General features: G+C 62.6%; 12 protein-coding genes and 2 tRNA genes. 7 read left to right on the top strand and 7 right to left on the bottom strand.

The features are described from left to right. Positions 1-54: 54 nt before the first annotated feature. The 4 genes from AC1DU8_RS10055 to smc are packed head-to-tail and all read right to left on the bottom strand — an operon-like array spanning position 55 to position 7,559. Positions 55-771: an MgtC/SapB family protein gene (locus AC1DU8_RS10055; RefSeq protein WP_457280840.1), complete on the bottom strand. Its 717-nt coding sequence runs from the start codon at positions 769-771 to the stop codon at positions 55-57. 28 nt (positions 772-799) lie between these two features. Continuing rightward, positions 800-2,905, bottom strand: a complete 2,106-nt coding sequence (gene ligA, locus AC1DU8_RS10050; RefSeq protein ID WP_477702031.1) for an NAD-dependent DNA ligase LigA — start codon at positions 2,903-2,905, stop codon at positions 800-802. Between the two features lie 36 nt (positions 2,906-2,941). After that, positions 2,942-4,015: a cell division protein ZipA C-terminal FtsZ-binding domain-containing protein gene (locus AC1DU8_RS10045; protein WP_477665991.1), complete on the bottom strand. Its 1,074-nt coding sequence runs from the start codon at positions 4,013-4,015 to the stop codon at positions 2,942-2,944. 7 nt (positions 4,016-4,022) lie between these two features. Further along, positions 4,023-7,559: a chromosome segregation protein SMC gene (gene smc, locus AC1DU8_RS10040; RefSeq protein ID WP_457280837.1), complete on the bottom strand. Its 3,537-nt coding sequence runs from the start codon at positions 7,557-7,559 to the stop codon at positions 4,023-4,025. Between the two features lie 403 nt (positions 7,560-7,962). On the opposite strand from smc, the gene dapC reads away from it, so the two are divergent. The 7 genes from dapC (at position 7,963) to AC1DU8_RS10005 (ending at position 16,194) form a co-directional block, all read left to right on the top strand. Next, positions 7,963-9,168 carry a succinyldiaminopimelate transaminase gene (gene dapC / locus AC1DU8_RS10035; protein ID WP_477726691.1) on the top strand — a complete coding sequence of 402 codons (1,206 nt, stop codon included), beginning with the start codon at positions 7,963-7,965 and terminating at the stop codon, positions 9,166-9,168. 12 nt (positions 9,169-9,180) lie between these two features. Further along, entirely contained in the window at positions 9,181-10,017 is an 837-nt protein-coding gene (gene dapD, locus AC1DU8_RS10030; RefSeq protein ID WP_457280835.1) for a 2,3,4,5-tetrahydropyridine-2,6-dicarboxylate N-succinyltransferase, read from the top strand. A gap of 157 nt (positions 10,018-10,174) precedes the next feature. Then, positions 10,175-11,320 (top strand): PilT/PilU family type 4a pilus ATPase, encoded by a 1,146-nt coding sequence (locus AC1DU8_RS10025; protein ID WP_431096336.1) that lies wholly within the window; start codon positions 10,175-10,177, stop codon positions 11,318-11,320. 50 nt (positions 11,321-11,370) lie between these two features. Further along, positions 11,371-12,597 (top strand): succinyl-diaminopimelate desuccinylase, encoded by a 1,227-nt coding sequence (dapE, locus tag AC1DU8_RS10020; RefSeq protein WP_477665989.1) that lies wholly within the window; start codon positions 11,371-11,373, stop codon positions 12,595-12,597. After that, positions 12,594-13,508, top strand: a complete 915-nt coding sequence (gene prmB / locus AC1DU8_RS10015) for a 50S ribosomal protein L3 N(5)-glutamine methyltransferase (protein WP_457280833.1) — start codon at positions 12,594-12,596, stop codon at positions 13,506-13,508. The genes dapE and prmB overlap by 4 nt, the downstream gene beginning before the upstream one ends. A gap of 108 nt (positions 13,509-13,616) precedes the next feature. Then, complete coding sequence (locus AC1DU8_RS10010) at positions 13,617-15,629, top strand: ABC-F family ATP-binding cassette domain-containing protein (protein ID WP_477726690.1); 2,013 nt, start codon at positions 13,617-13,619, stop codon at positions 15,627-15,629. A 61-nt stretch (positions 15,630-15,690) separates the two neighbouring features. Further along, entirely contained in the window at positions 15,691-16,194 is a 504-nt protein-coding gene (locus tag AC1DU8_RS10005; RefSeq protein ID WP_477726689.1) for a hypothetical protein, read from the top strand. A gap of 81 nt (positions 16,195-16,275) precedes the next feature. Here the strand turns inward: AC1DU8_RS10005 and AC1DU8_RS10000 are convergent. The 3 genes from AC1DU8_RS10000 to AC1DU8_RS09990 form a co-directional block, all read right to left on the bottom strand. Beyond that, positions 16,276-16,351, bottom strand: a tRNA-Lys gene (locus AC1DU8_RS10000). 8 nt (positions 16,352-16,359) lie between these two features. Then, positions 16,360-16,435: transfer RNA gene (locus tag AC1DU8_RS09995), tRNA-Lys, on the bottom strand. A gap of 93 nt (positions 16,436-16,528) precedes the next feature. Next, positions 16,529-17,308 (bottom strand): tRNA threonylcarbamoyladenosine dehydratase, encoded by a 780-nt coding sequence (locus AC1DU8_RS09990; RefSeq protein WP_477726688.1) that lies wholly within the window; start codon positions 17,306-17,308, stop codon positions 16,529-16,531. Positions 17,309-17,312: the final 4 nt, after the last annotated feature.

The raw sequence follows: 17,312 nt of genomic DNA, 5'->3' as shown, positions 1-17,312 counted from the left end.
TGACGTCCGGCGTGCAAACCCCGGTAACGCCATGTAAGGCGCGTCGGTGATGCACTACTCCGTGGTGCTGGCGCTCCAGTAAGCCTGGCTGACCGCAGGCAACTCACCGAGCTGCCGGACAAGGCGGTCCATCGCGGGGCCGTCCACCGCAATGGCGACCAGCGTCGCCTGGATTTTCACGCTTTCCTCGCCGAAGGCGGACACTTTGAGGTCGTTGGTCGGATAGTGCAGCTCCTCCAGCGATTTCTCCAGGGCACCCAGCACCTCTTTTTGATGCCCCCCGCTGGTGACCACATAGACTGAGTTGGTTACCTCGGCCGACTGCACGTCCAGTGGCAAGCGATTGATCTGGTTGACGATGGGCCTCAGCAAGGTATTGGCCGCCAGCACGAACAGCGTGGCAATGCCTGCCTGCACTACCAGATCAGCCCCCGCGCAGGCGCCCACAGCACCCGAGCACCACAAGGTAGCGGCCGTGTTGAGCCCGCGCACATTGCCTTCCTCGCGCATGATCACGCCGGCACCCAGAAAGCCGATGCCCGAAACCACATAGGCCACCACATGCACTGCGCCCTGCGCGCCGGTCAGCCGATTCGCCATGTCGACAAAAATCGCGGCGCCTACGGCCACCAATACGTTGGTGCGAAGTCCTGCGGTGCGTTGCCGGTACTGGCGCTCAAAACCGATCAAGGCGCCAAAGACGAACGCCGAAGACAGGCTCAGGAGCGAGTCCAGGAGGTCCGCCGAATTGAGGTTTTCGAATGCCTGCATGGGTGTGTTGCCTCCCGTGAGCCTGAAACTATCCGGGTGGGCCAGCCAGCAGGGCCAGCAACGCCGCTTCGTCGATGACCGGAACACCCAGTGTTTGGGCCTTGACCAGCTTGCTGCCAGCCTCTTCGCCGGCCACCACGTAGTCGGTTTTTTTACTGACAGAGCCAGCCACCTTGCCGCCTGCGGCCTCCACCCTGTCCTTGGCCTCGTCGCGGCTCAAGGTGGGTAATGTGCCGGTGATGACAAAAGTCTTGCCCGACAACGGCTGGGGCGCCCGGGCAGCTGGTTCGCCCTCCTCCCAGGCCACGCCACAGGCGCGCAGTTGCTCGACCACTTCGCGGTTGTGCGCCTGCTCAAAGAAGGTGCGAATACTCTGCGCCACGATCGGCCCCACATCGCTGACTTCCAGCAGTTGCTCTTCGGTGGCATCCATGATGGCGTCCAGCTTGCCGAAATGGCGCGCCAGCTCCTTGGCCGTCGCCTCGCCGACGTGGCGTATGCCCAGGCCGAACAAAAAGCGAGGCAAAGTTGTCTGCTTGGACTTTTCAAGCGCTTCCAGCAAGTTGTTGGCAGACTTCTCCGCCATGCGGTCCAGGCTGGCGAGCGCCGTCAGGCCCAGTTTGTAGAGATCGGGCAAGGTACGGATCACGTTGGCATCAACCAGCTGCTCGACCAGCTTGTCGCCCAGGCCTTCGACTTCGACGGCGCGCCGGTGTGCGTAATGCAGGATGGCTTCCTTGCGCTGGGCACCGCAGAAAAGTCCGCCGGTGCAGCGGTAATCGGCTTCACCTTCTTCTCGCACGGCGTCGGAGCCGCAAACCGGGCATTTGTGCGGCATGGTGAATTGCGGCGCATCCTGCACCCGCTTGTCGAGCAGCACGCTGACGACTTCGGGTATCACGTCACCCGCGCGGCGCACGATCACGGTATCGCCCACGCGCACGTCCTTGCGGCGCGCTTCATCTTCGTTGTGCAGCGTGGCGTTGGTCACGGTGACACCGCCCACAAATACCGGTGCCAGCTTGGCAACCGGCGTCAGCTTGCCTGTGCGGCCCACCTGCACCTCAATGGCCAGCACGGTGGTGAGCTGCTCCTGCGCCGGGTATTTGTGCGCCACGGCCCAGCGCGGCTCGCGCGTGACAAAGCCCATTTTTTTCTGCAGCGCCAGGCTGTTGACCTTGTAGACCACACCGTCAATGTCGTAAGGCAGGCTGTCGCGCTGCTTGCCCATGGTCTGGTGGAATGCTATTAATTCAGGAGCGCCTTGCGCAAGCTGCGTTTGGGCTGCGACCGGAAAACCCCATGATTTGAGTGTTAGCAGGAGCTGAAAATGGGTTTCGAACGCCGGACCGCCCTCTTCCGGCGGAGAGATATCCCCCAAACCGTAAGCAAAAAAACTCAAGCGCCGCCGCGCGGCCAACGCTGGATCCAGCTGGCGCACGCCGCCAGCTGCGGCGTTGCGCGGATTGACGAAGGTTTTTTCACCCTTGGCGCCTTGCGCGATCTTCTCGCGCTGCTTCTCGTTGAGCGCTTCGAAGTCGGCGCGGCGCATGTAAACCTCGCCGCGCACTTCCATGACCGGCGGGGCGTCGGCAGGCAAACGAAGCGGGATCTGGTTGATGGTCCGGATGTTCTGCGTCACGTCTTCACCAACTTCACCGTCACCGCGCGTGGCGGCCTGCACCAGCACACCGTTTTCATAACGCAGGCTCATGGCCAGGCCGTCGAACTTGAGTTCGGCGACATATTCGACAGGCGGGTCGGATTCCGCCAGGCCCAATTCCTTGCGCACGCGGGTGTCGAAATTCTGGGCGCCTGTGGCTTCCGTGTCGGTTTCGGTGCGAATGCTGAGCATGGGCACCTTGTGGCGCACGCTGGCAAACTGATCCAGCGGCTTGCCGCCTACCCGCTGGGTCGGTGAATCGGGTGTCAGCAGTTCCGGATGAGCCGCCTCAATCGCCTGCAACTCCTTGAACAGCTTGTCGTACTCGCTGTCAGGAATCGTGGGCTCATCAAGCACGTAATAGCGATGTGCATGGGCATGCAACTCGGCGCGCAAGGCGGCAGCACGCCCCGCAACAGAAGCCGGTTGCGGCGAGGGTTCGGGCTGCGCAAACAGGTCTTTGGTGGCCATGAAAAAGATCGGAAACGGGCGAAAAGCCCGGGAAAATCAAGAGAAAAGCCGGCGCCCTAGCACCGAGCCCGCCGACAGATCGCGGCTGTCCAGCGTGTCATAAAGCTGTTCCAGGTCGGCGTGGATGACTTCCATTGCCTCGGGCCGGATCAGATTGCCGTTGTCGTCGATGATCACACCGTCCATGTTGGCAGCCAGGGACAGCGCGGCTTCGCACATGCGAGCAAAGGGCTGCTCGGAGCGGGAAACCTGTGGAACGTCGAGCGACAGCGTCAGTTCACGCAGCGCCGTCTGCTCCGGGTCTTCTGCCATGGCGGCCTGTGTGTCGAAGGCCAGCCCCAGGATGGGGGCCTGCCCCTGCTGGTTCGCCGGCAATACCATGCGCCCGGGAATGGAGCCGGGAACGAAGCCCAGCCGCGCCGCACTTTGGTGGACATAACCCGGGCTCCAGGCGGTGTTGACGGCGCGCAGGGTAAAGCTCAGCTGTGCGTCATGGCCGCTGGCAAACTGGTCGAGTTCGCGGGCTCGCGCCACCTCGTCCAGCATTTCCGGAAATTCCGGCTCACCGCCCACCGCATCGGCAAACGCCTGCGCCTTCATCACGAATTCAGAGTATTCAATCTGGTTGAGCGCACCGGTGCGGTTGGCCAGCTGCACGCCGCACTGAAAGGCGCTGTAACGATGCCCTGCTGTGGGAAATTCCCATTCGCCGGTAATGATGCTCAGGCCTTCAACGCCGAAAGGCTTGCTGCCGGCCCGGCGCGTGCTGGGCATGGCGGCAAGCGCGGCTTCGCCCGACACCATGCCCTCAATCACCACGGGCGCAACGGCATCAATCAGCACGTCAAGACCTGGCTTTCTGTCGGATGCATTCATCGTGGCGAGCGAGGCCAGCGATGCCAGGCCAGAATCCACGTCAAAGCTGGGTTCCAGCCGTTCAGCAGCGGCACCTTCGCCACTTTGTGCGGGTGCAAGCTCTTGCTCGGGTGCGGGGGCTTCCGGTGTGGCCTGCTTGGGCAGGTTCCTGCGCGACGACCAGGCGCTGTGTGCCACCACACCGGCCAGCACCAGCCCGCCCACCACCGCCAGACTGATCTGCAAAGTGCTCATTTTGGGGTCAGGCTGCTTCTGCGAAACCGATGGCGGCTTCCATGTCCACCGCCACGATGCGTGAAACGCCCTGCTCCTGCATGGTCACGCCGATCAGCTGTTCGGCCATTTCCATGGCGATCTTGTTGTGGCTGATGAAGAGGAACTGCGTTTCCTTGCTCATGGAGCGCACCAGCTTGGCGTAGCGCTCGGTGTTGGCGTCGTCCAGCGGCGCGTCGACCTCATCGAGCAAACAGAAAGGCGCGGGGTTGAGCTGGAAGATCGCAAACACCAGGGCGATGGCTGTGAGCGCCTTTTCTCCGCCTGACAGCAGGTGAATGGTCTGGTTCTTTTTGCCGGGCGGCTGGGCGATCACCTGTACCCCGGCATCGAGGATTTCCTCGCCTGTCATCATGAGCTTGGCGTTGCCGCCGCCAAAGAGTTCGGGGAACATGCGGCCAAAATGGCCGTTCACCGTCTCGAAGGTGCTCGAGAGCAGGTCGCGCGTTTCGATATCGATCTTCTTGATCGCATCTTCCAGCGTGGTCATGGCTTCATTCAGGTCGGCGGACTGCGCGTCGAGGAACTGCTTGCGTTCCCGCGCCGTGCTCAGCTCGTCGAGCGCGGCCAGGTTGACGGCGCCCAGCGACTGGATTTCGCGATTGATGCGGTCAATTTCGCCTTGCAGGCCGGTCAGTCGCACATTGCCGGACTGGATGGATTGCTCCACCGCAGCCAGGTCGGCCTGCGCGTCGGCCAGCAACTGCGCGTATTGCTCAAAGCCCAGACGCGCGGCCTGCTCTTTCAGCTGGAACTCGGTGATGCGCTGGCGCAGCGGGTCAAGCTCGCGCTCCAGTTGCAGGCGCCGCTCGTCGCTGGCGCGCAGCTTGCTGGTCAGGTCGTCGTACTGGCTGCGTTTGGCGCCCAGGTCGGCTTCACGCTCAAGCTTCACGCTCAGTGCGCTTTGCAGGCCGGCCTGCGCGGCGGCGTCTGTCAGGCGCGTGAGCTCTTCACGGGCTTGCGCTTCTTCACTGGCGATGGAGCTGGCCTGCTGGGCCGCAATGTCGATGGAACGGGTCAGCTCTTCGCGGCGGGAGGCCAGGCTGCGCAACGCAAACGTGGCTTCCTGCGCCTGGCGCTCCAGCGTACGCTGCTGCTCACGTGATTCGCCCAGCTTGCGCTCGGTTTCGATCACGCGGTCGTCCAGCTGCGCATGGCGTTCCTGGCTGTCGGCCAGTTGCATGTCCAGCTCTTCAAAGCGGCCTTCGGCGGTAACCTTGCGCTCCTGCAGTTCGCCGAGCTGCGCTTCGATTTCGGCCATGTCGGCCTGGATCTGCTCGCTGCGCGCCCGGGTCTGCTCGGCCAGTTGCGTCAGGCGCAGCACTTCGACCTGCAGCTCATGGGTACGGCTCTGGCCTTCGGCGGTTTCGCGGCGTGCCGTGGCCAGGCGCTGGGCGGCGTCGGCATAGGCGGCTTCGGCGCGTATCAGCGCGGAGCGGGCCTCTTCGCTGATCAGCGCCTGGGCCTTGAGCTGCTTGTCGAGGTTTTCGATCTCCTGGGCGCGGGCCAGCAAGCCGGCCTGTTCGGAATCCTGGGCGTAAAAGCTCACGCTGTGGTGCGTGACGGCATGGCCGCTTTGCACATAAATCACTTCGCCGGCCTGCAGCTTGTCGCGCGCGGCCAGGGCGTCGTCCAGGCCTTGGGCCGTATAGCAGCCCTGCAGCCAGTCACCCAGCAATGCCGACTGGCCGGCATCATTGAGGCGCAGCAGTTCGGTCAGTGGTTTGAGGTTGATCGCAGCGTTGGTGCGTGCGGGCGCGGCGGCGCTGGGCGGCGAATAAAACGAGAGCTTGGCCGGCGGCGTGTCGCGGCCATCGGTGCCGGCAAAACCGCGCACCATGTCGAGCCGGCTGACTTCGAGTGCGCCCAGGCGCTCACGCAGTGCAGCTTCAAGCGCGTTTTCCCAGCCTTGTTCGATGTGGATGCGGCTCCACAGGCCTTGCAGGCCATCGAGGCCGTGCTTGGCCAGCCAGGGCTTGAGCTTGCCGTCAGTCTTGACCTTTTCTTGCAAGGCCTTGAGCGCTTCCATGCGTGCCGACAGGTCGGCCCGCTTGGCGGATTCGGTGTTGACGGTGTGCTGCAGCGTGCGGCGTTCTTCGTCGAGCTGCGGCACGCTATCGGTCAGCTCGTGCAGGCGGGCCTCGGCTTCAGCTTGGGCTTCTTGCGCGGCGGTGAACTGTGTGTTCAGGTTGGCCAGGCGCGCTTCGTCGGGTGCGTTCAGCGCGTTGCGGTCTGCCGTGAGCTTTTCCAGCCGCAACCCCAGGCTGCGCGACTGCTCTTCGATGTTGCGCTGGTCGGCGGCCAACACCTGGATTTGCTGCTGCACCTGGCCGACGCTGGCGCGCTGCTCATTGGCCTTGGCTTGTGCCTGACGCAGGGCGTCTTCGAGGGCGGGCAGCTGGGTCTGATGCTCTTCTGTTTGCGCAGCCAGCAGCTCGGCTTTTTCCTCGGCTTCAATGGCTTGCGCAGCCAGGTTTTCCGTCTCAACGGCGGCGTCTTCCTTGCGCGTGGCCCATTGGGCGGTTTGTTCTTTCAACTGGGCCAGGCGTTGCTCGACGCGCTGGCGGCCGTCGACCACGAAGCGGATCTCGGCCTCCAGGCGGCCGACTTCAGCGCTGGCCTCGTACAGCTTGCCCTGGGCCTGGTTGACCTGGTCGCCGGCCGAGTAATGCGCCTGACGAATGGTTTCCAGGTCGGCCTCGATGTGGCGCAGGTCGGCCACGCGGCTTTCCAGGTCGTTCACGGCCTTTTCGGCGTCGGCCTTGACCTTGGACTGGTCGGCTTCGCTTTCGGCGCGTTTGAGGAACCACAGCTGGTGCTGCTTCAGGCTCGCGTCGGCATTCAGCGCGTTGTAGCGCATGGCGACCTCGGCCTGCTTTTCAAGCCGGTCCAGGTTGGCGTTCAGCTCGCGCAGGATGTCTTCGACGCGGGTCAGGTTTTCGCGGGTGTCCGACAGGCGGTTTGCGGTCTCGCGGCGACGCTCTTTGTACTTGGAGACACCGGCGGCTTCTTCGAGGAAAAGACGCAGCTCTTCGGGTTTGGACTCGATGATTCGGCTGATGGTGCCCTGGCCGATGATGGCGTAGGCGCGCGGGCCCAGGCCGGTGCCCAGAAACACGTCCTGCACGTCGCGGCGGCGCACCGGCTGGTTGTTGATGTAGTAGCTGGAGGTGCCGTCGCGCGTCAGCACGCGCTTGACGGCGATCTCGACAAACTGGCCCCACTGGCCGCCGGCGCGGTGGTCGGCGTTGTCAAACACCAGTTCCACGCTGGAGCGGCTGGCGGGCTTGCGTGTGGTGGTGCCGTTGAAGATGACGTCCTGCATGGACTCGCCGCGCAGCTCTGAGGCCTTGCTCTCGCCCAGCACCCAGCGCACCGCGTCCATGATGTTGGACTTGCCGCAACCGTTAGGGCCCACCACGCCGACCAGTTGGCCCGGCAGTACGAAATTGGTGGGCTCTGCGAATGATTTGAAACCAGATAGCTTGATCGAATTGAGACGCACGGCTGTCCCTGTTTTTTTGAGCTTGAGGTAGGGAGTTACAGCCCTAACTCGTTGATTTTTATGGCGTTTTACGGAAAAACGCTGACACACGCCGTGTACCACTTTCAGTAGCGCACGGTCCGCCATGTTACCCGAGCGGGACGCAGATTTTGCCGGGAAAAAGGCCCTTGACGGGCCCGGCGTGAAACACTTTGCTTCGCACGGCGGCGGTCTGTCAGGGTGACGCCAGGCCCTTCGCTGCCTGAAAATGGCTGGCTAGCGGAGAAATTTAGATCAAATTGGCCTGAAGCCCAATAAGGACCAGCGCGATCAGCTATTAGTTTGATAGCAATCAGACCAGGACGTGACAGGCCGCAACCCAAACCGGCGGCGGGTCAGCAAGGCAAGGCTGGATAATCAGGGCATGAATCCCCTGCTTTCACGCCTCCAGCCCTACCCGTTTGAACGGTTGCGCCAGTTGCACGCCGATGTCACCCCCAACCCGGCCTATAAACCCATCAGCCTTGGCATAGGCGAACCCCGCCATGCCACGCCCCAGCTCATCAAGGATGCGCTGACAGCCAGCCTGGGCGGCCTGGCCAGTTACCCCGGCACGCTGGGGGAGCCGAAGCTGCGCCAGGCCATGACCGACTGGCTGGCCCGCCGCTATGGCCTGAAACTGGACCCGGCCACACAAGTCCTGCCGGTCAACGGCTCGCGCGAGGCGCTGTTTTCACTGGCGCAAACCGTGCTGGACGCCAACAGACCGGGCGCCACCGTGGTCTGCCCGAATCCGTTCTATCAAATTTATGAAGGCGCAGCCCTGCTGGCCGGCGCCCAGACCTGGTTCGCGCCCAGCGACCCGGCGCGCAACTTCGGCATCGACTGGGCGGCCGTGCCGGCGGACGTCTGGGCCAAAACCCAGCTGGTGTTTGTCTGCTCACCCGGCAACCCCACCGGCGCGGTGATGTCGCTGGCCGAATGGAAGCTGCTGTTTGAGCTCAGCGACCGCTACGGCTTTGTGATTGCTTCCGACGAGTGCTACAGCGAGATTTACTTCCGTGACGAGGCACCCTTGGGGGGGTTGCAGGCGGCTTCCCAGCTGGGCCGGCATGACTTCAAGAACCTGATTTCCCTGACCAGCCTCTCCAAGCGCAGCAACGTGCCCGGCCTGCGCAGCGGCTTTGTGGCCGGCGATGCGGCGCTGATCAAGCCGTTTTTGCTCTACCGTACCTACCACGGCAGCGCCATGAGTCCCATCGTGCAGGCGGCCAGCATCGCCGCATGGAACGACGAGCAGCACGTGGTGGACAACCGCGCCATGTACCGCGAAAAATTCACCAAAGTCACGCCCCTGCTGTCGGCGGTGATGGACGTCGCCCTGCCCGATGCAGGCTTTTACCTGTGGGCCGGAATCCCCGAGGCATTCAGGGGTTCGGACACCGCGTTTTCGCGCGAGCTGCTCGCTCTTTACAATGTCGTGGTGTTGCCGGGCAGTTACCTGGCACGCGATGCGCAGGGCTACAACCCCGGCGCCGGCAGAATCCGCATGGCGCTGGTGGCAGAAACGGCCGAATGCGTGGAGGCCGCAGAGCGCATCGTCCAGTTCATCCAATCCAAAGTTCACTGAAAAACCATTCTCATGACTCAAGCCAACCTGCAAGCGCTCCAGCAAACCATTGACGCCGCCTGGGAAGACCGCGCCAACCTGTCGCCCAAGTCGGCGCCCAAGGACATCCTGGAGGCAGTGGAGCAAACGATTTCCCAGCTGAACAATGGCTCGCTGCGCGTGGCCACCCGCGAAAGCGTGGGCGTATGGACGACGCACCAGTGGATCAAGAAAGCCGTGCTGCTGAGCTTTCGCCTGAAAGACAACGAACTGATGCGCGCCGGTGACCTCGGCTTTTTCGACAAGGTCAAAACCAAATTTGCGCACCTGAGCGAAGCCGAAATGCGCGAAACCGGTGTGCGCGTGGTGCCCCCCGCCGTGGCCCGCCGCGGCAGCTTCATCGCCAAGGGCGCGATCCTGATGCCCAGCTACGTCAACATCGGCGCATGGGTTGGCGAAGGCACCATGGTCGACACCTGGGCCACCGTGGGCAGCTGCGCACAGGTCGGCAACAACGTGCATCTTTCCGGCGGCGTCGGCCTGGGCGGCGTGCTGGAGCCTTTGCAGGCCAACCCCACCATCATTGAAGACAACTGCTTTATCGGCGCACGCTCTGAAGTGGTCGAAGGCGTGATCGTCGAAGAAAATTCGGTGATTTCTATGGGTGTCTACATCGGCCAGAGCACGCCGATTTACGACCGCGAAGCCGACACCGTCACCTACGGCCGTATTCCTGCAGGCTCCGTCGTGGTGTCGGGTAACCTGCCAAAGGCCGGCGGCAAGTACAGCATGTACTGCGCGGTGATCGTCAAGCGCGTGGACGCAAAAACCCGTTCCACCACCAGCCTGAACGATTTACTCCGCGACTAGACATGGCCCCCACGCTTCTCGCTTCGCGTAGTGCGCTGCCCCCCGAGGGGGCCGCTGCGCCTGCGGCCCGGCAAAGCCGGTTCCGCGGCCCCTGCTGGCGAGGAACCGTAAGTCGGGTGGCCAACGTTGTATTTCATTTCAATCAAGAGGGTGGACTATGAGCACGATGGAAAGAATCCTGCGTTTGATGGTGGACAAGAAGGCGTCTGACGTCTACCTGTCGGCCCATTCGCCCGCCCTGATCAAGATCAATGGCCAGGCCATCCCGATCAATGCGCAGATCCTGCCGCCGGAGGCACCGCGCAACCTGCTGGCCGAGGTATTGCCGCCCGAGCGCATCGAAGAGATGGAGGAAATGGGTGAGCTCAACATGGCGTTGCCGATTGCCGGCCTGGGCAACTTCCGTATCAGCGGATTCAAGCAGCGCAGCACCTACGCCGCCGTGATCCGCTACATCCCCAGCGAAATCCCGCCACTGGAAAGCCTGAACGTGCCGCCCATCCTGGCCGACCTGATCATGGAAAAGCGCGGCCTGCTGCTGATGGTGGGTTCCACCGGCGCCGGCAAAAGCACCACGCTGGCCTCCATGATCGATCTGCGCAACGAGACAACGCTGGGTCACATCCTCACCATCGAAGACCCGGTCGAATTTTTGTTCACCAACAAGAAGTCTGTCGTGAATCAGCGGGAGGTCGGCAGCGATACACAATCGCTGCAAGTAGCGCTGAAAAATGCGTTGCGCCAGGCGCCTGACGTCATCCTGATCGGTGAAATCCGCGACCGCGAAACCATGTCGGCGGCCATTGCCTATGCGCAGTCGGGCCATTTGTGCCTGGCGACCATGCACGCCAACAACAGCTACCAAGCGCTGAACCGGATCCTGAGCTTTTACCCGGTGGAAGTGCGCAGCACCATGCTGGGTGATCTGGGTGCCGCGCTCAAGGCCATCGTGTCGCAGCGCCTGCTGCGCACCCAGGACGGCGGCCGAACGCCGGCGGTGGAAGTCATGCTCAACACCAAGCTGATCTCCGAGTTGATCGAAAAAGGCGATTTTTCAGGCGTCAAGGAAGCGATGGAAAAATCCATGGCCGAAGGCTCACAGACCTTCGAGCAGGACATCGCCAAGCTGATCGTGGCCGGCACCGTCACACGCAAGGAAGGTGTTCTCTACGCCGACTCGCCGACCAACCTGATGTGGCGGCTGGAAAATGACTTTGCCATCAAGGCCAAGACACTGGAGCCTGAAGAGGACCCGGATGACGAACCGTCCTTTACGGAAATCACGCTGGACGTGAAACACTAAAAACACGGCCGCGCTCGTTTTCGGGCCGGTGTTAACAGGCCCTAAACGACATGTCCCGAACCCTGCATCTGGCCGAACAGCTGATTTCCCGCCCCTCCGTCACGCCTGACGACGCCGACTGCCAGGCCATGCTGATCGCCCGGCTGGCGCCGCTGGGTTTTCAATGTGAAACCATCGTCAGTGGCCCCGCCGACTTCCGCGTCACCAACCTGTGGGCTAAACGCGAAGGGAAATTGAAGGACTTTAGGCCTGCAGACCAGTCAGGACGAGCGCAAGCAGCTCCTGAATTGATAGCAAATGGCGCTGAAACCACGCCTGCCAAAACACTGGTATTCGCCGGCCACACCGACGTGGTGCCCACCGGCCCCCTCGACCAGTGGCACAGCCACCCGTTCACCCCCAGCCATCGTGATGGACAAATGTATGGCCGTGGCGCCGCCGACATGAAAACGTCGATTGCGGCCATGGTGGTTGCGGTCGAGGAATTCCTGGCCGCCCACCCGGATCCGGCCTTGTCGATCGCCTTCCTGATCACCAGCGACGAGGAAGGCCCCGCCGTGGACGGCACGGTCATGGTCTGCGAGCAGCTGAAAGCGCGCGGCGAAACGCTGGACTATTGCATCGTGGGCGAACCCACCTCGGTCGAGCGCCTGGGCGACATGATCAAGAACGGCCGCCGTGGCACCATGAGCGGCAAGCTCACTGTCAAGGGCGTGCAGGGCCATATTGCCTACCCGCACCTGGCCAAAAACCCCATCCACCTGTTTGCACCTGCGCTGGCCGAACTGGTGGCCACCGAGTGGGACAAAGGCAATGCCTTCTTCCCGGCCACGAGCTGGCAAGTCTCCAACATCCACGGTGGCACCGGCGCGTCCAACGTCATTCCGGGCGAACTGGTGGTGGACTTCAATTTCCGCTTCTGCACCGAATCCACGCCGGAGAGCCTGCAGCAACGCCTGCAGGCCGTGCTCAGCCGGCACCAGCTGGAATATGACCTGAAATGGACCCTGGGCGGTCTCCCCTTTCTGACCACTCCAGGCACACTGGTGGATGCGGTGCGTGGAGCGATCCAGGCTGAAACCGGCCTGAAAACCGAACTATCCACCACGGGAGGTACGAGTGACGGCCGCTTTATCGCCAAAATCTGCCCGCAGGTCATTGAATTCGGTCCCCTCAACGCTTCGATCCACAAGATCAACGAGCATGTTCTGGTGAGCTCACTCGATCCGCTCAAAAACATCTACAAAGGTGTTCTGGAACGGCTGGCGGCAGCATGACGAGCCCGGCAACTCCTGCTGCACCGCTGACGGTGCTGGCGCTGGTCGAGCAAATGGCCGCCAGGCTGGAAGCGGCAGGCCTGCACTTTTCAGACGGATTCGGGCAAGGCACGACCAACGCCTTCGACGAGGCCGCGTGGCTGGTGCTGTGGAAGCTTGGGTTGCCACTGGACGACCTGGATTCTGTAGAGAATCGGCCGGTAACACAAGAGGAACATGCGCAAGCAGCTATGCTTTTGGAAGCACGCATCAGCACCCGCAAGCCGGCGGCTTACCTGACGAACGAAGCCTGGCTGATGGGCGTGCCCTTTTATGTCGATGAGCGTGTGATCATTCCACGCTCCCTCATTGCCGAGCTGCTGGCCGACGCCAGCATAGACCCCTGGCTGGGCGAGCACACCCACCGCGTGCTTGACCTCTGCACCGGTAACGGCAGCCTCGCGGTGCTGGCGGCCATGACCTACCCTGATGTGTTGGTGGACGCCGCCGACATCAGCCTGGACGCCCTGGAGGTGGCCCGTATCAATGTGGACCGTCATCACCTGGACGGCCGCATCACGCTGATCGAATCTGACGGCATGGCTGCCTGCGCGGGCCTGTATGACCTGGTTTTGTGCAACCCGCCCTATGTGAACGCTGCCAGCATGGCAGCCCTTCCGGCCGAGTTCCGGGCTGAACCCGGCCTGGCACTGGACGGTAACCGGCACGGCGGCACCGATGGCATGGACTTCATTCGAGACCTTTTTCAAAGCGCCGCACGCCATATGAGCGAAAATGCTGTGCTGGTGCTGGAAATCGGCAATGAGCGCGAGAATTTTGAGCGCGCTTTCCCGACGCTTGAACCGCTGTGGTTCGAAACCAGCTCGGGCGCCGACCAGGTCTTGCTGCTGACGCGCGAACAACTGGCCTGAAGGCCAGGCTGGCGCTCAGCCCCGGCCTGAATGACTGGCGCAGCGCTTGCTTGGCAAGCGTGTGCGACGCCCCGCCACCCCGAATACTTTTCCTGAAGCTTTAATTAAATGATTACCCTTAAAAACGTCGTGCTGCGCCGCGGCGCCAAAGTGATTCTGGATGGCGCGTCCGTCACCCTCAACCCCGGCGAAAACGTTGGCCTGGTTGGGCGTAACGGCGCGGGCAAATCCTCTTTGTTCGCGATGCTCAACGGAACGCTGCATGAAGACGGCGGCGAATTTTCGATTCCTACGCAGTGGCGCATGGCGCAGGTTGCGCAGGACATGCCCGAAACCGAGCAAAGCGCCACCGACTACGTGATCGAAGGCGACGTGGTGCTGATGGCCGCACAAGCCGAGGTGGCGGCCGCCGAGGAAAGCGGTGACGGCGACCGCATGGCGCACGCCTACATGGAGCTGTACGACTCCGGCGCGCACGACTCGCAGGCGCGCGCCCAAGCGCTGATCCTGGGCCTGGGCTTCAAGGTCAGCGAACTGGACAACCCGGTCAACAGCTTTTCCGGCGGCTGGCGCATGCGACTGCAGCTGGCGCGCGCGCTGATGTGCCCGTCCGACCTGTTGCTGCTGGACGAGCCCACCAACCATTTGGACCTGGACGCGCTGGTCTGGCTGGAAGCCTGGCTCAAGCGCTACCAGGGCACCATGCTGGTCATCAGCCATGACCGCGAATTCCTCGACGCCGTGACCGACGTGACGGTGCATATCGAAAGCGCAAAACTCACTCGTTACGGCGGCAATTACAGCAAGTTCGAAGATTTGCGTTCTGAGCAAATGGCGCTGCAACAGACTGCGTTTTCCAAGCAGCAGGACAAGATCGCCCACCTGCAGAAGTTCATCGCCCGCTTCAAAGCCAAAGCCAGCAAGGCCAAGCAGGCGCAAAGCCGCGTCAAGGCACTGGACCGCATGGAGAAAATCGCGCCGCTGTTGGCCGAGGCCGACTTCACCTTCGAGTTCAAGGAGCCGGCCAACCTGCCCAACCCCATGCTGTCGATGCAGAACGCCTACTTCGGTTACCCACCGCTTGAAGATTCCCCGGAAGGTACGCCGCCCACAGTCATCGTGCAGAACGTCAGCAAGTCAGTGCTGGCCGGCCAGCGCATTGGCATCCTGGGCGCCAACGGCCAGGGCAAGTCCACGCTCGTGAAGACCGTGGCCCGGGCACTCGTGCCCATCAGCGGCGAGATGATTGAGGGCAAGGGACTGAACATCGGCTACTTCGCCCAGCAGGAGCTGGACGTGCTGCGCCCTGCTGACAACCCGCTGGAGCACATGATCCGCCTTGTCAAGGAAGTCACCGCCGCCGGCAAGATGGGCAACCAGCCTACGCGTGAACAGGACTTGCGCAGCTTTCTGGGTAATTTCAATTTCGGCGGCGACATGGTCAAACAGGCCGTGGGCAGCATGAGTGGCGGCGAAAAAGCACGCCTGGTGCTGTGCATGATCGTCTGGCAGCGCCCCAACCTGCTGCTGCTTGATGAGCCGACCAACCACCTGGACCTGGCCACGCGCGAAGCCTTGTCGATGGCACTCAACGAGTTTGAAGGTACCGTCATGCTGGTGAGCCATGACCGCGCGCTGCTGCGCGCCGTCTGCGACGAGTTCTGGATGGTGTCCCAGGGTGGTGTCGCCCCTTTTGACGGCGACCTGGACGACTACCAGAAATACTTGCTGGACCATGCCAAACGTCAGCGCGAGGAAGCCAAGAAGGCCGGCAGCGCGGCCCCGGTTGCCACTGCCAAGTCAGTTACCCCCCCTGCGGTGGCCGAAGAAAAGAAACCCGTGCCCCGCGAGACGCCCGAACAGCGCAAGCTTGATGCACAGCGCCGACAGCAACAGGCCGAAGCCACCAAGCCGCTGCGCAAGGAAATCGAGAAAATCGACCTGCGCATGAAAGCGCTTGCCGCAGAACGCGACAGCCTGCAGGGCTTGCTGACCACCACCACTGCGCCCGCAGAGATCGCCCAGACCGGCAAGCGCCTCAAGGCCATCGAGGGCGAAATAGACATGCTGGAAGAACGGTGGCTTGAGTTGACCGAACAGATCGAGACGGCAGCGGTGTAAAGTGGCGAAAGGCCTTGGCGGCACCGCGCCACCGGCGTCACCCATTGAAAGGCCCGATTAAATGCCTTCAGCCTTGCACATGGCCGCGGACGACGCGGCACTTGAAGCCGCCGTCAAACGCAGCCGCAAGCTGCTGAACAAGCGCGCCATGGTGGCGGCCGCAGCCAGCGCCGTGCCAGTGCCCGGGCTGGACTGGGCGGTGGATGCGGCGATGCTGTCCCGGCTCATCCCGGAAATCAACAGGGAGTTCGGTCTTACGCCGCAACAACTCGACAAGCTGGAACCCAAAAAACGCGACCAGGTGCAAAAAGCCGTCACGCTGGTAGGTTCGGTGCTCATCGGAAAATTTATCAGCCGTGACCTTGTCATCAAGGCTGCCACCAAGATCGGCGTTCGCCTGACCACCAAACAGGTTGCCAAGTATGTGCCACTGGCTGGCCAGATCGTGTCGGCCGCAGTCGGCTATGCGGCGATACGCTACCTGGGCGAAGAGCACATGAAAGACTGTATCCGGGTGGCGAAGCAGGCGGAGATGGAGCTGCCCTTGCTGGGCTACTCGGCTTGAGCCCGCAAAGCCCGCCTTCGGGAGCTTGTCAGCAGAACAACAAAAAAGGACCTGGCCTTGCGGCCAGGTCCTTGATGTACTTGGTGGGTTCTGACAGATTCGAACTGTCGACCTACGGATTAAGAGTCCGCTGCTCTACCAACTGAGCTAAGAACCCGGAAATTCTGGTGGGACCAGCGGGGGTCGAACCCACGACAAACGGATTAAAAGTCCGCTGCTCTACCAACTGAGCTATGGTCCCAAGAACGCATCTCGCGATACATCCCGGTATTTGCTGCTTCGAGGGCAGCAAAGCCTTGAATTATAGCGTGATTTTTTAGGCCTCCGCAAAAACTCAGGCCGCAATTTTGTCGAGTACCCAGCCGGCCGCGCACAGGCCGAAGGTCGAGGTTACGCTGACGACCGATCCATAGCCGTGGCAGTTCAGGCTACCGTCGCTCTGAGCGGCCGCATCGGGCTGCAGCACGGCTTCGCGGCTGAACACGCAGGCCACGCCTATCTTGCCTTTGCGCGCCGCGCCGTGCTCCTTGCGCAGGCGGTAACGCAGCTGCGCCAGCAAAGGGTCGTGCGTGACCAGCGACAGGTCGTCGATGTCCACGCGGTGCGCCAGCCGCTTGCCGCCCGCGGCGCCTACACTGACCAGATTCACCTTGTTGGCAATCGCCCAAGCTGCCATGGCGGTTTTGGCTTTCACCTGGTCGCAGGCGTCGATGACGGCCAGCTGCTTGCGGTCAAAGCCCTCTTCGAGGCCCAGGATGCCCGGCCAGTTGGCGGTGTCGACAAATTCCTCGATGCCGTCCACGCGGCAGCCCGGGTGAATCTGCGCGATGCGTTCGCGCATGGCCTGCACCTTGGCCTGCCCCAGCGTGCTGTCCAGCGCATGGACCTGGCGGTTGATGTTCGATTCGGCGATGTGGTCGAGGTCGATCAAGGTCAGGCGGGCCACGCCGCTGCGGGCCGCGGCCTCGGCCGCCCAGGAACCCACGCCGCCCAGACCCACAACCACAACGTGCGCCTGGCGTATGCGCTGCGCCCCCGCCGCGCCGTAAAGGCGCGCCAGGCCGCCGAACCGGCGCTCCAAGTCGGCGGGAAGTTCTTCGATGAGGGATGTCATTGGA

The organism is Polaromonas sp. P3_A5 (genome assembly GCF_056403055.1).
This window is presented reverse-complemented; position numbering and strand designations above follow the sequence as displayed.